This is a genomic window from Pseudomonas sp. QLc11A (genome assembly GCF_052112305.1).
GTDB classification, from domain to species: Bacteria; Pseudomonadota; Gammaproteobacteria; order Pseudomonadales; family Pseudomonadaceae; genus Aquipseudomonas; species Aquipseudomonas laurylsulfatiphila.
In genome coordinates this window covers 548458-567504 of sequence record NZ_JAVAJJ010000002.1, presented here as the reverse complement: position 1 = coordinate 567504, position 19047 = coordinate 548458, and the positions used below count along the sequence as shown (strand labels likewise).

18 protein-coding genes are annotated in these 19047 nt (G+C 60.7%); 15 read left to right on the top strand and 3 right to left on the bottom strand.

Translation table 11 applies throughout. The features are described 5' to 3' along the window. Positions 1 to 1155, bottom strand: a 1155-nt coding sequence (locus tag Q8X48_RS05425; protein ID WP_407799901.1) for a retention module-containing protein, incomplete at its 3' end; no start/stop codon positions are given. Positions 1156 to 1512: 357 nt separating this feature from the next. Here Q8X48_RS05425 and Q8X48_RS05420 point away from each other — a divergent pair. The 11 genes from Q8X48_RS05420 to Q8X48_RS05370 all read left to right on the top strand — a co-directional run bounded on the left by Q8X48_RS05420 (position 1513) and on the right by Q8X48_RS05370 (position 15881). Further along, positions 1513 to 2862 (top strand): TolC family outer membrane protein, encoded by a 1350-nt coding sequence (locus Q8X48_RS05420; RefSeq protein ID WP_126048515.1) that lies wholly within the window; start codon positions 1513 to 1515, stop codon positions 2860 to 2862. 42 nt (positions 2863 to 2904) lie between these two features. Next, on the top strand, positions 2905 to 5061 hold the full coding sequence (locus Q8X48_RS05415; protein WP_126048517.1) for a type I secretion system permease/ATPase: 2157 nt from the start codon (positions 2905 to 2907) through the stop codon (positions 5059 to 5061). Next, positions 5051 to 6415, top strand: a complete 1365-nt coding sequence (locus Q8X48_RS05410) for an HlyD family type I secretion periplasmic adaptor subunit (RefSeq protein WP_126048519.1) — start codon at positions 5051 to 5053, stop codon at positions 6413 to 6415. The genes Q8X48_RS05415 and Q8X48_RS05410 overlap by 11 nt, the downstream gene beginning before the upstream one ends. 371 nt (positions 6416 to 6786) lie before the next feature. Further along, positions 6787 to 7674, top strand: coding sequence for a TauD/TfdA dioxygenase family protein (locus tag Q8X48_RS05405; protein ID WP_407799900.1), 888 nt, complete (start codon positions 6787 to 6789; stop codon positions 7672 to 7674). A gap of 18 nt (positions 7675 to 7692) precedes the next feature. After that, a complete protein-coding gene (locus Q8X48_RS05400) occupies positions 7693 to 8718 on the top strand; it encodes an ABC transporter substrate-binding protein (protein WP_407799899.1) in 1026 nt (341 codons plus the stop codon). A 5-nt stretch (positions 8719 to 8723) separates the two neighbouring features. Next, the gene (locus Q8X48_RS05395; protein WP_126048522.1) at positions 8724 to 9584 is read left to right on the top strand and encodes an ABC transporter ATP-binding protein; all 861 of its coding nucleotides are present in this window, start codon (positions 8724 to 8726) and stop codon (positions 9582 to 9584) included. A gap of 21 nt (positions 9585 to 9605) precedes the next feature. Further along, complete coding sequence (locus Q8X48_RS05390; protein ID WP_015092951.1) at positions 9606 to 10472, top strand: ABC transporter permease; 867 nt, start codon at positions 9606 to 9608, stop codon at positions 10470 to 10472. A 108-nt stretch (positions 10473 to 10580) separates the two neighbouring features. Beyond that, positions 10581 to 11498 (top strand): LysR family transcriptional regulator, encoded by a 918-nt coding sequence (locus Q8X48_RS05385; protein WP_407799898.1) that lies wholly within the window; start codon positions 10581 to 10583, stop codon positions 11496 to 11498. A 215-nt stretch (positions 11499 to 11713) separates the two neighbouring features. Continuing rightward, on the top strand, positions 11714 to 13246 hold the full coding sequence (locus Q8X48_RS05380) for an MFS transporter (protein WP_407799897.1): 1533 nt from the start codon (positions 11714 to 11716) through the stop codon (positions 13244 to 13246). A 26-nt stretch (positions 13247 to 13272) separates the two neighbouring features. Then, positions 13273 to 14337 carry an HlyD family secretion protein gene (locus Q8X48_RS05375; RefSeq protein WP_407799896.1) on the top strand — a complete coding sequence of 355 codons (1065 nt, stop codon included), beginning with the start codon at positions 13273 to 13275 and terminating at the stop codon, positions 14335 to 14337. Continuing rightward, positions 14334 to 15881 carry an efflux transporter outer membrane subunit gene (locus Q8X48_RS05370; RefSeq protein ID WP_407799895.1) on the top strand — a complete coding sequence of 516 codons (1548 nt, stop codon included), beginning with the start codon at positions 14334 to 14336 and terminating at the stop codon, positions 15879 to 15881. The genes Q8X48_RS05375 and Q8X48_RS05370 overlap by 4 nt, the downstream gene beginning before the upstream one ends. 134 nt (positions 15882 to 16015) lie before the next feature. Here the strand turns inward: Q8X48_RS05370 and Q8X48_RS05365 are convergent, their stop codons facing one another. Together Q8X48_RS05365 and Q8X48_RS05360 are read right to left on the bottom strand one after the other, a co-directional pair. Further along, positions 16016 to 16774: a slipin family protein gene (locus tag Q8X48_RS05365; RefSeq protein ID WP_095964455.1), complete on the bottom strand. Its 759-nt coding sequence runs from the start codon at positions 16772 to 16774 to the stop codon at positions 16016 to 16018. Between the two features lie 2 nt (positions 16775 to 16776). Further along, entirely contained in the window at positions 16777 to 17310 is a 534-nt protein-coding gene (locus Q8X48_RS05360; protein WP_095964456.1) for an NfeD family protein, read from the bottom strand. Between the two features lie 199 nt (positions 17311 to 17509). On the opposite strand from Q8X48_RS05360, the gene Q8X48_RS05355 reads away from it, so the two are divergent. The 4 genes from Q8X48_RS05355 (at position 17510) to Q8X48_RS05340 (ending at position 18954) form a co-directional block, all read left to right on the top strand. Then, positions 17510 to 17971, top strand: coding sequence for an aminoacyl-tRNA deacylase (locus Q8X48_RS05355; protein ID WP_007975646.1), 462 nt, complete (start codon positions 17510 to 17512; stop codon positions 17969 to 17971). 138 nt (positions 17972 to 18109) lie between these two features. Continuing rightward, complete coding sequence (locus Q8X48_RS05350; protein ID WP_007975644.1) at positions 18110 to 18355, top strand: DUF2789 domain-containing protein; 246 nt, start codon at positions 18110 to 18112, stop codon at positions 18353 to 18355. Between the two features lie 82 nt (positions 18356 to 18437). Beyond that, complete coding sequence (locus Q8X48_RS05345) at positions 18438 to 18683, top strand: type II toxin-antitoxin system prevent-host-death family antitoxin (RefSeq protein ID WP_007975643.1); 246 nt, start codon at positions 18438 to 18440, stop codon at positions 18681 to 18683. Next, entirely contained in the window at positions 18673 to 18954 is a 282-nt protein-coding gene (locus tag Q8X48_RS05340) for a type II toxin-antitoxin system RelE family toxin (protein ID WP_007975642.1), read from the top strand. The genes Q8X48_RS05345 and Q8X48_RS05340 overlap by 11 nt, the downstream gene beginning before the upstream one ends. Positions 18955 to 19047 lie beyond the last annotated feature (93 nt).

Here is a 19047-nt window from a genome sequence, read left to right as displayed (position 1 = left end):
CAGGGTCAGCCCGGTGTTGTCCACGGAATCGGTGATGGTGGTCACGGCTGGCGCGGTGTTCGGCACCAGGTTCTCGAAATTGCCGCCTGTGGTACCGGTGATGGTAGTGCTGACGGTGCTGCCGTTGTTATAGACGTCATTGGCCGAGGTCGGCACGTTCACGGTGCCGCTGGTCTGGCCGGCGGCGATAGTGATGGTCGAACCGTTGGACAGAGTGACGGTTACTGGCGTCTGTGCCGGATTGCTCAGGGTCGCGGTGTAGGTGATCTGGCCGCCTTCGGTGACGGTGTTGCCGGCCGTCAGGGTGACCGTGGTGGTGTCGAGGGTATCGGTGACCTGGGTCGCGGCCGGGGTAGTCGGCGGCGTCACAGTAATGCCGCTGCCGCCGCTGGTGCCGGTGACAGTTACATCGATTTGGGTCGCGTCGTTATAGACAGTGTCGTTCGCAGCCAATGGCACGTTGACTGTGCCGGTGGTCGCGCCTGCGGGAATCACGATCACGGCGCCGTTGGATAACGTGACAATCAGGTCGGTCAGTGGTGCCTGGGTCAGGGTCGCGGTGTACACCAGCACGCCACCAGCCTCGGTGATGGTCGGCGTGGCACTGAGGCTGAGGACTGATTCACTCGGGGAATTGGCGTTGGCGTTGGCATTAACGTTGGCGCTGGTGGACTGGCTACCCGGGATTTCCAGGGTCGTTTGCCCGGCAGGGTTGATACCCGCGGTTGGGAAACCGATGGTCGGGTCGACACGGCCAGCCGTGGCGTCGAGCATCACGACGCTGTGACCGCCCCCGGCGGCACCGCCAGAACCTGCTGCAGTCGGGCCGGCAGCGGTGGCTTCAAGGTCTTTGGTCGGGTCGGCACCGGCGGCAATGGCTTGTTGCAGCTCTTCTACCGAAGGCGCGGCTTGCGCAGTGGCGGCTGCCAGGTCAGCACTGGAGTCCGGCGCGTCAGCGCTCCATTGGGTGTCACGGCCCAGATCGAGCGTACGGCCATCGGCCAGTTCCAGAGACACGGCACCAGAAAGGCCAGTATCGACCTGGTCGCCGGCAAACAGTTTGTCGCCTTCAACGAGAACTCGGCGGATGCCCTCCGGGGACACCACGAAAACCTGACCGACAATGCTTTTGACGATGGCAACAACACTGCTCATTGAAGACTCTCCGGGGTGTCACGTTCAGTTGACTTCCATAGACCTGATGGCGTCTGCGCCGACCAGTCTGGACGTTCTTTGCAAAATAGATGCACAAATTTGACGCGCTAATTCGTCAATATTTTGGCTATAATTTTTCGTTATTAACCTTATGCCAAACTATTGACCTTCTTGGATCCATCCTAAACAATCGTCCCAGTAATGTCACATTGATATTTGAGCTGTGACCCTGTCCTCGGTATGTGATCCAGTTCCGCTTTTGAGCTTTCCGACATACGGTCATTCCGCTCGCCATCTTCCGACACGGCGCGTTTTTCAGTCGTGATTCAAGACAAGAAGTCCTGGGAAATTCCTACAATGCGTTCGCCTTTGTTCATGGCTCTACCTTTCGCTATCGCCGCGTCTTTCGTCCAGGCGCAATCCTTACCAGAAGCCATGCAACAAGCGCTGGATGTCCATCCGGAGGTCCAGGCAGGTGTCAACAGCCGGTTGGCGGCTGATTATCAGCTGAAGGCTGCGAAAGGCGGGTACTTGCCACGGGTCGACCTGCTGGGCGGCTATGGTCGTGAAGGCACCGATAGTGTGACGACGCGAGACGGCAGCAACAATCACTGGGAAACCCTGAACCGCAGTGAATCGAGCTTGCGACTGACCCAAATGGTTTTTGACGGTTTTGCGACGACCAGCGAAGTAGGGCGTCAACAAGCCACCGTCAACTCCCGTGCCTATTCGCTGCTGAGTACTTCCGAGCGTACCGGGCTGACCGTGGCCCAGGTTTATCTCGACGTGCTGACCCGGCGCGAATTCGTGCGCCTGGCCGAGGACAACCTCAAGAGCCACCAACGCATTTACGACCAGATCCAGCTGCGCACCCAGCGTGGCGTCGGTAGCGGCGCCGACCTCGATCAGGCCGAGGCGCGGATGGCCCAGGCGCGCAACAACCTGATCACCGAACAGACTAACCTGGCTGATGCCGAGACCAACTACCTCTCCGCTGTCGGCCAGATGCCCGATCAACTGGAGCGCCCGGCGAGTTTCCTGGCGCTGATGCCGGCCAACCTGAATGAAGCCCGCGCGCAGATGCTGGAAAACAGCCCGATCCTGCGCTCGGCCGAATCCGACATCGCCGCTGCCGAAAAGCAGTACGACACGGCCAAGTCGACCTTCTACCCACGCTTCGATGCTGAGTTGGGCCGCACCGCAGACAACGATATCGATGGTCAGAATGGCCACAACAACGAATGGCAGGCCATGCTGCGCATGCGCTTCAACCTGTATGCCGGCGGCAGCAACAAGGCCGACCTGGAATCAAAGTCCTACCTGTCGAACCAGGCGTTGGACATCCGCAACAACGCCCTGCGCCAATTGAATGAAGAGCTAGGCCTGGCCTGGAACGCCCTGAACAACGCCAATGCCCAGGTGCCGATCGCCCAGCAGTACGTTGATCACAGCACCGCCGTGCGTACCGCTTACCAGCGTCAGTTCAGCCTCGGCGAGCGCACTCTGCTCGATTTGCTCGACAGCGAGAACGAGTTGTTCACCTCTTCTCACCGTCTGGTGGAGATCAAGAACATTCAGTTATTTACTCAGTACCGAATCAAGGCGACCATGGGCGAGTTGCTCAAGAGCCAGGGAGTGGTCGCACCATTGGCATCCGTTGTGCAGAACGACGTGAAGCCCAAGGTCCAATTGCCCGGTATGAATTGAGCAGGACCTTCATTGTTCAATTGTTAGCCAAGAGTGCCGAGCGTGGAATCAGAAGTCAGTCGGGTTCAACTCATTCATGATCCGCGCGCGTTGCATGACGATCCGTTGCTGGATGGTCTGCTCGCTCTTTGCATGCTGCACCAAAAGCCGGCCAGCGCGGCCATGCTCACCACCGGCCTGCCACTGCCCGAGCAGCGTTTGAGTGTCGAGCTGCTGCCACGCGCGGCGGCTCGCGCGGGGCTGCAAGGCCGGGTGCTGCAGCGCAAGCTGGAGGACATTCCGGCGATTGCCATGCCAGCATTGTTGCTGCTCAAGGACGGTCGCAGTGCCGTCCTGCTTGGCTGGCAAGGCGAAGATCAGGCGCGGGTGCTGCTCAGCGAAAGCGATGGCGGTGAGTCCCTGGTCAGCCGCGAGCTGCTGGCCGACGATTACACTGGCAAAGTCTTTTTTGCCCAGCCACAGCACAAATTCGACGTCAATCACGGCACGCTGATTCCGCGTGCGCGCTCGTGGTTCCGCGACACTCTCAAGCGTTCGCGCTGGTTGTACGCCGACGCCATTGCCGCCAGTTTCCTGATCAACATCATTGCCATGGCCGCGCCGTTGTTCGTGATGAACGTCTACGACCGTGTCGTGCCGAACCAGGCCGAAGCGACGCTATGGGTGCTGGCCGTCGGCATCTCTGGCGCCTACCTCTTCGACCTGATCCTCAAAAGCCTGCGCAGCTTGTGCCTGGATCTGGCCGGCAAGAAAACCGACCTGATCATCTCGGCCACGCTGTTCGAGCGCATCGTCGGCATGACCATGAAATACCGGCCGGCACGGGTCGGCAGTTTTGCCCAGAACATCCATGAGTTTCAGAGTCTGCGCGATTTCCTCGCCTCGCTGACCCTCACCAGCCTGATCGACCTGCCGTTCACCCTTTTGATTTTCATGGTTATCGCGATCCTCGGCGGCCATCTGGTGTGGATACCGGTGCTGGCATTCCCGATCGCCCTGGCCATCGGCTATGCGTTGCAGAAACCCCTGGTAGCGACCATGGAGCGGACCATGGCGCTGGGGGCCGAGCGTCAGTCGAGCCTGATCGAAACCCTGGCCGGGCTGGATGCGGTAAAGGTCAACAACGCCGAAAGCGAACGCCAGTATCAGTGGGAACAGACCATCGGCACCCTCAGTCGCCTTGAATTGCGGGTGAAGATGCTGTCCGGCCTGGCGATGAACATCACCTTGCTGATCCAGCAACTGGCCGGGGTGATCATGATTGTCTTCGGTGTGTACCAGATCATCGACGGTCACCTGAGCATGGGCGGCCTGATTGCCTGCTACATGCTCAGTGGTCGTGCGCTCAGCCCGCTGGCGTCGCTCTCCGGGTTGCTGACGCGCTATCAGCAGGCGCGGGTGACCATGACGTCCGTCGATCAAATGATGGAACTGCCCCAGGAGCGCAATTTCGAAGAGCGCCCGCTCAGCCGCAAGATATTGCAGGGCGCCATTGAGTGCCGCCAGCTCAATTTCACGTACCCCCAACAGCAGAACCTGGCGCTGAAGAACATCAATCTGTCGATTCAGCCCGGTGAGAAAATCGGCATCATTGGCCGAAGCGGCTCGGGCAAGAGCTCGCTGGCCAAACTGCTGGTAGGGCTCTATCAGCCGGATGATGGCTCGCTGTTGGTCGATGGTGTGGATATCCGCCAGATCGACGTCAGTGAGCTGCGCTACAACATCGGCTACGTGCCCCAGGACATTCAGTTGCTCGCCGGCACCTTGCGCGACAACCTGGTCTCCGGTGCGCGGTATGTCGAGGATGAACTGGTGCTGCAAGCGGCAGAACTGGCCGGTGTCCACGAATATGCGCGCCTGCATCCGCAGGGTTATGAGCTGCAAGTGGGCGAGCGCGGGCAGAACCTCTCCGGCGGCCAACGGCAAAACGTTGCCCTGGCCCGTGCGTTACTGCTCAATCCGCCGATCCTGCTGCTCGATGAACCGACCAGTGCCATGGATAACACCGGTGAAGAGCGCCTCAAGCAGCGCCTGGCAGCCGTGATCGAAAACAAGACCGTGGTGCTGGTGACGCACCGGGCATCGCTGTTGTCGCTGGTGGATCGGCTGATCGTGATCGACCGCGGGCAGATACTCGCCGACGGCCCGAAAGCTGCGGTGATGGAAGCGTTGAAGAAGGGGCAGATCAGTGTTGCTTAAGTCGGGTAAGGGTTCGATCCTTCGCTACTTCAAGGGCTCTTCTTCGCTCCAGGGCCAGCCGCTGCCGGAGGTCAACAAGGCGTTGATCGAAGATGCGCCGCGTGTGGTGCGGCTGACGATCTGGGCGATCATCGCGTTCTTCGTCTTCCTGATGTTCTGGGCCAACTTCGCGGTCATCGACGAAGTGACCAAGGGCGATGGCAAGGCGATTCCATCGTCGAAGATCCAGAAAATCCAGAACCTTGAGGGCGGTATCGTTTCCGAGCTGTTCGTCAAGGAAGGCCAGATCGTCGACGCCGGTGCGCCGCTGCTTCGCCTGGACGACACGCGATTTGCCTCGAACGTCGGAGAAACCGAGGCCGATCGGTTGTCGATGGTGCTGCGGGTCGAGCGCCTGAGTGCCGAGGTCGACGATCGTCCGTTGAACTTCCCCGAGGATGTACTCAAGGCCGTGCCGGGCCAGGCCAAGAGCGAAGAGTCGCTCTATATCAGCCGCCGCCAGCAGTTGCATGACGAGATTGGCGGTTTGCAGGAGCAGTTGATCCAACGTCAGCAGGAGCTGCGCGAGTTCACCTCCAAGCAGGCGCAGTACCGCCAGCAATTGGGCTTCCAGCGTCAGGAAATCAGCATGTCCGAGCCATTGGTGGCCCAGGGCGCGGTATCGCCGGTGGAAGTCCTGCGCCTCAGGCGTGCCGAAGCGGAGACCCGTGGCCAGCTCGACGCCACCACCCTGGCAATTCCGCGAGCCGAGTCGGCGATCAAGGAAGTGCAGCGCAAAATTGACGAAACCCGCGGCAAGTTCCGTAGTGATGCCCTGACCCAACTCAATGAAGCACGCACCGATCTGAACAAGGCCCAAGCCACCGGCAAGGCCCTGGAAGACCGGGTCAGCCGGACGCTGGTCACCTCGCCGGTGCGGGGTATCGTCAACAAGCTGCTGGTCAATACCATTGGCGGGGTTATCCAGCCAGGCAGCGACCTGGTGGAAATCGTACCGCTGGACGACACCTTGCTGGTCGAGGCGAAGATCCGCCCGCAGGACATTGCGTTCCTGCATCCGGGGCAGGAAGCGACGGTGAAATTTACCGCCTATGACTACACCATCTACGGTGGGATGAAGGCCAAGCTGGAACAGATCGGTGCCGACACCATTACCGACGAAGACAAGAAAACCACCTACTACATCATCAAGCTGCGCACCGACCGCAGCCACTTGGGCACCGACGAAAAACCCTTGTTGATCATTCCGGGGATGGTCGCTTCCGTGGACATCATCACCGGCAAGAAGACTGTCCTCAGCTACCTGCTCAAGCCGATCATCCGCGCGCGGGCCGAGGCGCTGCACGAGCGCTAGATCTTTAGTGGATTCACTGGCCCCATCGCGGGCAAGCCCGGCTCCCACAAGGTTCTTTGTTGAAACACGATCATGTGTTTGACACAAAAACCTGTGGGAGCCGGGCTTGCCCGCGATGGCGTCAGTCATAGCACCACAATCCTGTCAGTAAGTGACAAAAAACGTCACTCCACAATCCACGCAGTTCCTTTTCAATCGCCATATCGTTATTCATTAACGGTATTTAAATTTCAATTCTTATACCTATAAAGTCAATCTCCTGCGTACCTGCCGACCAATCGGCGCGCCGCACGACACGAACCAACACGGGACCTCCGTGAGTTTCTGATCGACGCGCGCGCCTTTGAGCGTGCCGTGCGTGGGAGTGATTTATGTCTGCAGCTTCAGCTTCGCCAAGCATCGCGCCACAATTCTTTGATATCCGCCCGTTCAGCGGAGCGGTGGGCGCCGAAATCCTCGGCCTCGATTTGTCCCGCCCGATCAATGATCAGGACTTCGCACGCATTCACCGCGCGCACCTGGACCATCATGTGGTGGTGTTCCGCGACCAACGCATCACCCCCGAACAGCACATCGACTTCAGCCGCCGTTTTGGCGTATTGCAGATCCACGTGCTCAAACAGTTCCTGCTGGCAGGGCATCCGGAAATCCTCATCGTTTCCAACATCGTCGAAAACGGCCAGAACATCGGCCTGGGCGACGCCGGCAAGTTCTGGCATTCCGATCTCTCCTACAAACAACTGCCGAGCCTGGGTTCGATGCTGCATGCCCAAGAGCTGCCCTCGGAGGGCGGCGACACCTTGTTCGCCGACATGCACAAGGCCTGGGACAACCTGCCCGAGGCGCTGCGCAAAGCGGTGGAAGGCCGCTCGGCCGCGCACTCCTACACGGCGCGTTACAGCGAAACCAAATTCGAAGGCAACTGGCGCCCGACCCTGACCCCGGAGCAACTGGCCCAGGTCGCGGAAGTGGTACACCCGGTCGTGCGGACACACCCGGAAAACGGCCGCAAGGCCTTGTTCGTCAGCGAGGGGTTCACGACCCGCATCGTTGGCCTGCCGGAGGACGAGAGCCAACAACTGCTGGCCGAGCTCTACGCCCACAGCGTGTTGCCGCAAAACATCTACCGCCATCAATGGCAGCCCCATGACCTGGTGTTCTGGGACAACCGTTCGCTGATCCACCTTGCTGCCGGATGCCCCAGCCATCTGCGCCGCAAGCTGTATCGCACCACCATCCAGGGCGACGCGCCTTTCTGAATTGCCGGAGAATTGATCATGTTCAAACGTCTGCCCTTTGCACCCCTGGCCGCCGCCATCGGCCTGGGTTTCAGTCTGATCGCCGGCAGCCTGGTCGCGCCGACCGTGGCCCATGCCGAAGGTGAAATCCGCATCGCCGAACAGTTCGGCATCGTCTACCTGCTGCTCAACGTGGTGCGCGATCAGAACCTCATCGAGAAGTACGGCAAGCAGGAAGGTATCGACATCAAAGTCGACTGGACCCAGCTCTCCGGCGGCGCGGCGGTCAACGATGCGCTGCTGTCCGGCTCGATCGACATTGCCGGTGCCGGTGTCGGCCCGCTGTTGACCATCTGGGACCGCACCCACGGCAAGCAGAACGTCAAGGCCGTGGCTTCCCTCGGCAACTTCCCGTACTACCTGGTGAGCAATAATCCGAAGGTCAAAACCATTGCCGATTTCACCGAGAAGGACCGCATCGCGGTGCCCGCAGTGGGCGTGTCGGTACAGTCACGCTTCCTGCAATACGCGGCCGCCAGGCAGTGGGGCGACAAGGAATTCAACCGCCTCGACAAGTACACCATCGCTGTTCCGCACCCCGACGCTACAGCAGCGCTGGTAGCCGGTGGCACTGAGTTGACCGGGCATTTCTCCAACCCGCCTTTCCAGGATCAGGCGCTGGAAAATCCCAATGTACACGTGGTGCTGAACACCTATGACCTGCTCGGCCCGAATTCGCCGACTGTTCTGTTCGCCACCGAGAAATTCCGCAACGAGAACCCGAAAACCTACAAAGCCTTCATCGAAGCGCTGACCGAAGCCGCACAGTTTGCGCAGAACGATAAAGGTGCAGCGGCGGACACCTACATCCGCGTGACCAAGGCCAAAATCGACCGTGCCGCGTTGCTGAAAATCATCGATAACCCGCAGTTCGAGTTCAGCGTCACGCCGAAAAACACTTACCCGTTGGCCGAGTTCCTCTACCGTGTCGGCGCAATCAAAAACAAACCGGACTCGTGGAAGGATTATTTCTTCCAGGACGCCAAGCCACTGCAAGGGAGCTGACCGAAATGAACGCCCCTTTGCAAGACCACACGGTCAGCAAACCGATCGCGGCAGCCCAGGCGCTGCTGTCGGTCGATAACGTCAGCCTTGAATACCGTACGCCGCAGCGGGTGGTGCGGGCGACCCATCAAGTTAGCTTCGAGATCGATCCGGCGGACCGATTTGTCCTGCTCGGGCCGTCCGGTTGCGGCAAGTCGACCTTGCTCAAGGCCGCTGCCGGCTTCATCCAGCCCGTGGAGGGCGAGATCCGTCTGCAAGGCCAGCGCGTCGATGCGCCGGGGCCGGACCGGATCGTGGTGTTCCAGGAGTTCGATCAACTGCCACCGTGGAAAACCGTCAAACAGAACGTGATGTTTCCGCTGCTGGCCTCGAAAACCCTCAAGCGCAAAGAGGCTGAAGAGCGGGCGTTGCACTACCTGGAGAAGGTTGGTCTGGCGGCGTTTGCCGATGCCTATCCGCACACCTTGTCCGGTGGCATGAAGGCTCGGGTTGCCATCGCTCGGGCGCTGGCGATGCAGCCGAAAATCCTCCTGATGGACGAACCCTTCGCCGCCCTCGATGCGCTGACCCGACGCAAGATGCAGGAAGAATTGTTGCTGCTCTGGGAAGAGGTGCGCTTCACGCTGCTGTTCGTCACGCACTCCATCGAAGAGGCGCTGGTGGTGGGTAACCGCATTCTGTTGCTGTCACCGCATCCGGGGCGGGTGCGGGCGGAAGTGCACAGCCACCAATACGATTTGCACAGCCTGGGCGGTGTGGCATTTCAGGAATCGGCGCGGCGCATTCACCGACTGTTGTTCGACGAAGGTCAATCACCGCAAGCCGAGCACGAGCTGGATTTCGCTGACATCCGCATCGCTTATTGAGCCAGTTGAGAGGAGGGCCCGATGAGCCATTTATCATCCCCGCGTGAAGCGTTCGAAACGGTTTTGCAGCCACTGACCAGCGTGCCGCTGGAGCGTGAACTACCCCTTGGACAACGCCTGTGGCAACAGGGCTGGTTGCGTAAAAGCCTGATCCTGGTGTTGCTCGCCGTGCTCTGGGAAGCCGTTGCGCGCTATCAGAACAACGACCTGCTGCTGCCGGGTTTCTTGCAGACCGCTCACGCGCTGTACGACGGCCTGCTCAGTGGCGAGTTGCTGGGCAAAGTGTGGATCTCTTTGGTGGTGTTGCTCAAGGGTTACCTGATCGGCATCGTCCTGGCGTTTGGCCTGACGACGCTGGCGGTGTCGACGCAATTCGGTCGCGACTTGCTCAGTACCCTGACGTCGATGTTCAACCCGTTGCCCGCTATCGCGCTATTGCCGCTGGCACTGTTGTGGTTCGGCCTGGGGCAGAACAGCCTGATTTTCGTGCTGGTGCACTCGGTGCTTTGGGCCTTGGCGCTGAACACCTACGCCGGGTTTCTCGGCGTCTCGGAAACACTGCGCATGGCCGGGCGCAACTATGGCCTCAAGGGCATGCGTTTTGTGCTGTTCATCCTGATCCCGGCAGCGCTGCCGTCGATCCTCGCCGGGTTGAAAATCGGCTGGGCTTTTGCCTGGCGGACATTGATTGCTGCCGAGTTGGTGTTTGGTGCGACCAGCGGCAAGGGTGGGTTGGGGTGGTACATCTTTCAGAATCGCAATGAGCTGTATACCGACAAGGTGTTTGCCGGCCTGGCGGTGGTGATTCTGATTGGGTTGCTGGTGGAGAACCTGGTGTTTGATTCGTTGGAGCGGGTGACGGTCAAGCGCTGGGGCATGCAGCGCTGATTGGAAATCCAGAGCTCGCATTCCTCTGTAGGCGCTGCCGAAGGCTGCGATCTTTTGATCTGCTAGCATTGCACCAGGATCAATCCTGATCGGTCATGAGTGCCCTGCATGCAACTCCCGGATATGAACCTGTTGGTCGCCCTCGACGCCTTGCTCGACGAGGGCAGTGTGGTGGGGGCGGCGCGGCGGATGAACCTGAGCCCCGCGGCCATGAGCCGGACGTTGACGCGCATCCGCGAAGCCATTGGCGACCCGATTCTGGTGCGTGCCGGCCGTGGCCTGGTGCCGACACCCAAGGCGCTGGAATTGCGCGAGCAAGTGCGCAGCGTGGTGGAGCAGGCCGGGTTGCTGTTTCGGTCGGCCGATGCGGTGGAGCTGAGTTCGCTGCGGCGGCGGTTCAGTATTCGGGCCAACGACTTCTTTGTCGGAGTTTACGGCGGCAGGTTGTTCGACACCCTCGACCGGCAGGCGCCGCACTGCGAATTGCGTTTCGTCCCGGAAGGCGATGGCGATGATGAGGCCTTGCGCGAAGGGCGGATCGATCTGAGCGTCAGCAACACACGGCCGTTGACCCCGGAAGTGAAGGTTCAGAACCTGTTTTCCACCCACTTCGTCGGCCTGGTGCGCGAGGATCATCCGCTACTGGACGAAGAGATCACGGCTGAGCGCTATGCCGGTTATTCCCATATCAGCATGTCCCGGCGCGGCATTGCCCGGGGGCCGATCGATACCGCGCTCAATGCCCTGGGCCTGGAGCGGCGGGTGGCGGTGATCGCGCCAAGCTTTCATGCGGCGATGTTTGCCTTGCCCGATTCCGACCTGATCCTGCCGGTGCCCAAGGAAGCCTTGCTGAGTGTGCGGCGGCTGGGGTTGAAACTGCGCTCGTTCAACCTGCCGGTTCCGTTGCCGACCCTGATGCTGACCCAGGCCTGGCACCCGCGCTTCGACAAGGACCCGGCGCACCGCTGGCTGCGTGAAACCCTGAAAACCTGCTGCGATGAAACGTGGCTGGCTGCTCAACCATGAGCTGATCAGTTCCTCTGTGGGAGCGAGCTTGCTCGCGATGAGGCCGGCAGCCTCGACATCCCTATTGGCTGACCTGCCGCTATCGCGAGCAAGCTCGCTCCTACAGGGGGGTATTGTTGCGTCTGGCGCACTTATAACCTGCCGATAAGTTGATTTTCGTCAGGCATCACGCTTTTTAGAATGCTTCGGTCTTTCCACGCCGGAGTTCGCAGTACATGACTTCCCTTACGGTCACGGCACCTGTCGCTGCGGCCAGCACGGCGGCCGCACCGCCGGTCTTCGGCCCGCGGATCATCATCGGCCTGGTGGGCGTGCTGCTGGCGGTGCTGGTGTCGGGCCTGAACGAGATGGTGACCAAGGTCGCGCTCGCCGACATCCGCGGCGCATTGGCCATCGGCTACGACGAAGGCACCTGGCTGGTCGCCTGTTACACCGCGACGTCGGTGGCGGCCATGGCGTTTGCGCCGTGGTGTGCGGTGACGTTCTCGTTGCGGCGTTTCACTCTGTGCGCCATCAGCCTGTTCACCCTGTTGGGTGTGTTGTGCCCCTTCGCCCCTAACTACGAAAGCCTGCTGTTGCTGCGCACCTTGCAAGGCCTGGCGGGCGGCGCACTGCCCCCCATGTTGATGACCGTGGCCCTGCGGTTTCTGCCCGCCAACGTGAAGTTGTATGGCTTGGCCGGTTATGCCCTGACGGCGACGTTCGGCCCGGGCCTGGGTACGCCATTGGCCGGGCTGTGGACCGAATACGTCGGTTGGCAATGGACTTTCTGGCAAATCATCGCGCCGTGCCTGATTGCCATGGCCGCGGTAGCGTATGGCCTGCCCCAGGACCCGCTGCGCCTGGAGCGCTTCAAATCCTTCAACTGGCGCGGATTGCTGTTGGGCTTTCCTGCCATCTGCATGCTGGTGATCGGCATCTTGCAGGGCAACCGTCTGGACTGGTTCGAGTCGAACCTGATCTGCGGATTGCTCGGTGGCGGGCTGTTGCTGCTGGTGCTGTTTTTGGCCAGCGAGTGGTCGCAGCCGATACCGTTTTTCAAGATGCAGATGCTCGGCATCCGTAACCTGTCCTTTGCCTTGCTGACCCTGGCGGGCGTGCTGGTGGTGTTGCAGGCAGTGATCATCATTCCGTCCAGCTACCTGGCGCAGGTCCAGGGTTATCGCCCGGTGCAGACCGCACCGATCATGCTGCTGGCGGCGCTGCCGCAATTGATCGCGCTGCCGTTGGTGGCGGCGCTGTGCAACTTTCGCTGGGTCGATTGCCGCTGGGTATTGGGCATCGGCCTGGGCATGCTGGCGTTGTCGTGCGTCGGCGGCTCGCAACTGACGTCCGCGTGGATTCGCGACGATTTCTATGTGCTGCAATGGCTGCAGATTTTCGGTCAGCCCATGGCGGTATTGCCACTGCTGATGTTGTCCACCGGCAGCATCAACCCGATGCAGGGGCCGTTCGCATCGGCCTGGTTCAACACCGTCAAAGGCCTGTCGGCGGTCATCGCCACCGGGGTGATCGAAGCGCTGACCACGGCCCGTCTGCATTTTCACTCGACCATGCTGGTCGATCGCCTCGGCAACTCGCCGCTGGCCGAACGCGACAGCGCAAGTCTCGCTCATCGTCTGCATGAACAAGCGCTGGTGCTCACGTCCTCTGATCTTTACCTGTGCATGGCCGGTATCGCCATGACCTTGATCCTGCTGATTTTCTGGCTGCCGACGCGGATCTATCCGCCGCGCACACCGACCTGAATGCTCCACTGAAACAGAAGGTTTTTATGAACACCCAAGCAAAGCAGAAAGTCGCGGTGGCCGTGGCCGTCGCATTGGCCGTCGGTGGGGCGCTGTACCTGGCAATGCCCGGCCTGTTCGGCAAGCGTACCCAGCAGAACACCAACGATGCTTACGTCTCGGCGGATTTCACCCTGGTCGTGCCGCGGGTCGCCGGGTTTATCAAGGAAGTGCTGGTCGAGGACAACCAGCAGGTCAAGGCGGGGCAATTGCTGGCGCTGATCGATGACCGGGATTTGCGCGCCGCCGCCCAGGCTGCCGACGCCGAAACGCTGGTGGCCAGGGCGCAACTGCAAAACGCCCGGGCGACTCTGGAGCGCCAGGCATCGGTGATTACCCAGGCGCAATCTTCGGTGGTTTCGGCCAAGGCGGAAATGGCCTTTGCCGAGCATGAATTGAACCGCTACAAGCACCTCGCCGGGGTGGGCGCCGGCACGGTGCAAAATGCGCAACAGGCGCAAACGCGCATCGACCAGGCTGGCGCACGTCTGGCTAACGCCACGGCAGTGCTGGCGGCGGAGCGCAAGCAGGTGGAGATCCTGACGGCCCAGCGCGATGCGGCGGAAGGCGGTCTGAAGCGGGCGCAAGCGAAGCTGGAAATGGCCAGCTACGAGTTATCCTATACGAGGATCGTGGCGCCACAGGACGGCATGGTCGGAGAACGCGCGGTACGGGTCGGTGCCTACGTGACGCCGGGCAGCAAGATTCTCGCCGTGGTGCCGCTGGCGCAGGCTTATGTGATGGCCAATTTCCAGGAAACGCAACTGACGGATGTGCAGCCGGGGCAGGCGGTGCAGGTGCGCGTCGACAGCCTGGGCGGTGCGGCACTCAACGGTCGTGTCGACAGCATCGCACCGGCCACCGGGGTGACGTTCGCCGCGATCAAACCGGACAATGCCACTGGCAACTTCACCAAGGTGGTGCAACGGATACCGGTGAAGATCGTGTTGGAGCCGGGGCAGTCGCTGGCCGAGCGCTTGCGGGTGGGGATGTCGGTGGAGGCGAGTATTGATACGGCCACCGCCAAGGCGGAAGAGGTTGTTCAGCGATGAAGATTTTCGTTGATTGCGCTGACGCCTTCGCGAGCAGGCTCGCTCCCACAATTGACCGCATTCCCCTGTGGGAGCAAGCCTGCTCGCGAAGAGGCCTGTGGCAGCCGCTCACCTTCAGTGCCTTGCTCGTCATGAGCCTCAGCGCCTGCACCGTCGGCCCCGATTTCCAAAAGCCCGAAACCCCACAAATCACCGAATGGGCAAAACCATCAAAGGCAGCCACCAGCCAGGCCATCGCCGAAACAATGGCCGAGCGCTGGTGGGAAGTGTTTCACGACCCGCAACTCTCGGCCTTGAGCCAGCGCGCCCTGACCGACAACCTCGACCTGAAGCTGGCCGGCAGCCGTTTGCAGCAAAGTCGTGCGGTGCGCCAGGTCATCACTGCCAACCGCTACCCCAACACGGCCGCCAGTGGCAGTTACGGGCGCAATCACAACAGTGGTGAAGGTCTGAGCGATCCGTCGGGTCACAACGGCCAATCGGCTTTCAACCTGTGGAATGCCGGATTTTCCGCTTCCTGGGAGCTGGACTTCTGGGGCCGCGTGCGTCGGGAAACCGAAGCGGCCGACGCCACTTTTGAGGTCGCCGAGAACGACCGGCGCGGTGTGCTGTTGTCGGTGCTGGCCGAAACCGTCCAGGACTACATTCAACTGCGCGGTGTGCAGAACACCCGGCTCGTCACCGAACAGAACCTCGACGTCGCCCGCCATAGCCTGCAGCTTTCGCAACTGCGCCTGGCCGACGGCGTCGCGACGGATCTGGATGTCGCCGAAGCCGCCGCACAGGTGGCTGCCATCGAATCGCGTCTGCCCGCGCTGGAGCAGCGCCAGTGGCAACTGATCAATGCCTTGAGCCTGTTGATGGGCGAAGCGCCCCAGGCATTGGCGGCGCAGTTATCCACAGACGCGCCAGTGCCACAAACGCCGCGCCAGGTCGCCATTGGCTTGCCCTCGCAACTGGCTGAACGTCGACCGGACATTCGCCAGGCCCAAGCGCGACTGCATGCCGCCACGGCCAGCATTGGCGTGGCCAAGGGGGATTTCTATCCGCGAATCACCCTGTCGGGGAACATCGGCTCCCAGGCCATGCAACTGAGCGATTTTGGCTCCTGGGGTTCGCGTTCGTTCGGGATCGGCCCGCAATTGAGCTTGCCGTTGTTCGACGGTGGCCGTTTGCGGGGCGTGCTCCAATTGCGCGAAGCACAACAACAGGAAGCGGCCATTGCCTATCAGCAAACCGTGTTGCGCGCCTGGCATGAAATCGATGACCAACTGACCGCCTACAACGCCAGCCAATTACGCCGCGACAGCCTGGCCGAAGCCGTGCGTCAGAACCGCATTGCGCTGGACGCCGCGCAACAGCAGTACGTTGAGGGCGTGGTGGATTTCGTTACCGTACTCACTGTTCAAGGGGCGCTGCTGGCCACGCAGGAGCAGTGGGTCGAGAGTTCGACCGGCGTGTCGCTGGCGGCCGTCGGGTTGTACAAGGCGTTGGGTGGGGGTTGGGAGTCGGTGTATCCGTTCGCCGAGACGGCGCAGCGCTGACGGTCCATGGACTCGGGTCGAATCTGGCTGATCGGCACCGCCGACGTGCCGGACGAGTTTGCACCGTTGCCGGTGTTGCCGCCAGGTTGTACCTGGGCGGCAACACCGGGCAATGAAAGAGAGGGTTGCAGCCTTCAGGGTTTCGACGACAAGTCAGCCATGCCCTTGAGCAACTCGATCGGCAACGGAAAGACGATGGTCGAGCTCTTGTCGCCGGCAATCGAACTCAGGGTCTGCATGTAGCGCAGTTGCATGGCCCCCGGTTGGCGGCCCAGCATTTCGGCGGCCTGCATGAGTTTTTCCGAGGCCTGCAATTCGCCTTCGGCGTGGATCACCTTGGCGCGCCGTTCCCGCTCGGCTTCGGCCTGCCTGGCAATGGCACGGACCATCGATTCGTTGAGGTCCACGTGCTTGATCTCGACGTTGGCGACCTTGATGCCCCAGGCGTCGGTCTGGGCGTCGAGCACTTGCTGGATGTCCAGGTTCAACCGTTCGCGTTCGGCCAGCAGTTCGTCCAGTTCGTGTTTACCCAGCACTGCCCGCAACGTGGTTTGCGCCAATTGGCTGGTGGCGGCCAGGAAATCCTCGACCTGGATGATGGCCTTCTGCGGATCGAGCACGCGGAAATACAGCACCGCGTTGACCTTGACCGACACGTTGTCGCGGGTGATCACGTCTTGCGGCGGCACGTCCAGCACCACGGTGCGCAAGTCGACCCGAACCATTTGCTGGACCACCGGAATCAGCAGGATCAGGCCGGGGCCCTTGACCTGCCAGAAGCGCCCGAGCTGGAACACCACCCCGCGCTCGTACTCGCGCAGGATGCGGAACGTCGACCCCGCCAGTGCGATGAGCAACAGCAGCAGCGCGACAAGACCCAATTGCAAACCCATGACTATTCTCCGCCCGGCGCCGCGTCAGCCGCGGCCACTTGCAGCAGCAAGCCCTTGCGCCCCACCACCCGCACCTGTTGTCCGGGTTGCAGCGGCGTCGCGCTGAGCACTTGCCATTGTTCTCCTTGCAAATGAATCCAGCCGCCATAGGCGTTGCCGGCCTGCAATGACGTCACTGCCGTCACGCTACCGAGCAGCCCGGCATCACCACTGACGATGTGGCGCGGTCGGGTCTTCAGGGCGTGAATCACCAGGTAGATCAGTAGCAGCGCGCTGACCACTGCCAGGCCGATCATCAACGGCACGGGCACTTCGGTGTTGGACAGGATGACCGCGCCGATCACGAACATCACGATGCCGCCCAGGCCGATCACGCCGTAATTGGGCAGGGCCGCTTCGGCGATCAGGAATGCGATGCCGAAGGTGATCAGCCAGATTCCCACGGGATTGGGCACCAGCAACACAACCGTGTCGGCAGCGAAGGCCGATCCGCTCAACGCCAACAGCAACGCAACTGCACAACAACGCGTGTTCACTTGACCCTCCGGGAGAGTCGTGGAGTGGCTCTGAGTACAGTTTAGTTGACCCTCGCCCTGTATGAATTTTGCTCAATTGTCGTCGTCGGCCGATGGGCGGATTTCCCACCGGATCACGCCGGCGGGCCTAGACTTTTACTACGCAAGCAACGCTTTAACCATCGTCTGCCAGCGATCACGGCGGACACCGAGGTGCATCATGCGTATGGCAAGAACCGTGCAGCGAAGCCTGGAAAAGGCTCAATGCGAATATGACATCGTCAGCCACCCCCATTCGGCCAGCAGCCTCGAAACGGCGCGGGTCGCCGGTATTCCTGCCGAACGGGTGGCCAAATCGGTGATCCTCGACGATCACCATGGGCACTACCTGATGGCCGTGCTGCCCGCCAGCCGTCACCTTGACCTGAGCAAGGTCCGCAGCAGCGGTGAGTGGCAGGTTTCCCGGGAAAGCAACCTGGCGCACCTGTTCGACGATTGCGAACGCGGTGCCGTACCGGCGCTGGGTGAGTCCTATGGGTTGGAGGTGGTCATCGACCCGCTGCTGACCCGGCAGAAAGACATCTATCTGGAGGCCGGCAACCACGTCAACCTGGTGCGCATGGACATGCCCGAGTTCCTGAAAATGGTGCCGCATGCGGAGGTGCGGGAGTTGAGTCATTGAGTTTTGTTTCGTCAATGCTGACGTCTTCGCGAGCAGGCTCGCGCCCACAGGTTTTGTGATCGACACAGATACTTGTGGGAGCGAGCCTGCTCGCGATGACCGCGCAGCGGTCCCCTTATAAACTCACCGGAGTTCAACATGGAAAGCCCGACCCACAACCTGCCATCCCTGTTCAAACAACTCGGCCTGCCGGACGACGCCGAAAGCATCGATAAATTCATCGCCACCCATTCACCGCTCAAACCGGAACTGCACCTTGCGGATGCATTTTTCTGGAGCCCGAGTCAGGCGGAGCTTCTGCGAGACGAGATTCTCGATGACGCGGATTGGGCCGAGGTGGTGGATCAGCTGGATGTGATGTTGAGGAAGGGGCGGGGGGTGTAAATAACGGATAGGCGGCGGTCCACGGAGGTTGCTCTGATCGAATTTTTTGACCAAAATTAAGACCTTATTTGAGGTCTTAATTATGCAGAATGTTTTGGCCGATATGGCTGTCAGCGTGTCTGAACTAAAGAAAAACCCCTCTGCCGTTTTGAATGGCGCCCATGGAGGGCCTGTCGCGGTGCTCAATCACAATCGCGTCATGGGCTACATGGTTCCTGCCGATGTGTTCGAAGCCATGATGGAGCGCCTTGATGATTTGGAGTTGGCGGAACTCGTGCGTTCTCGTCGTCATGAAACGCCGATCCCGGTAACGCTGGATGACTTATAAGCTCGAATTTCTCCCGTCTGCACGCAAAGAATGGGACAAGCTGGGGCACACAGTACGTGAGCAATTCAAAAAGAAGCTGTCAGAGCGGCTTGAGGTGCCTCGAATCCAGTCTGACGCGCTGCATGGCATGCCTGACTGCTACAAGATCAAGCTGAGGTCATCGGGATATCGACTCGTCTACGAGGTGATAGATGAGCGCATTGTTGTTTCTGTCGTTGCAGTAGGAAAGCGCGAACGCAGTGAGGTGTATGAGCGCGCCAGGAAACGTTGAGGGCTCTCGGCAGGTCGCTGTTACGTAATTGTTTCAAAACTTGACGGAAAATCCTCTCCAATGCAATATTGATAGTTAGCAAACTAACAGTGT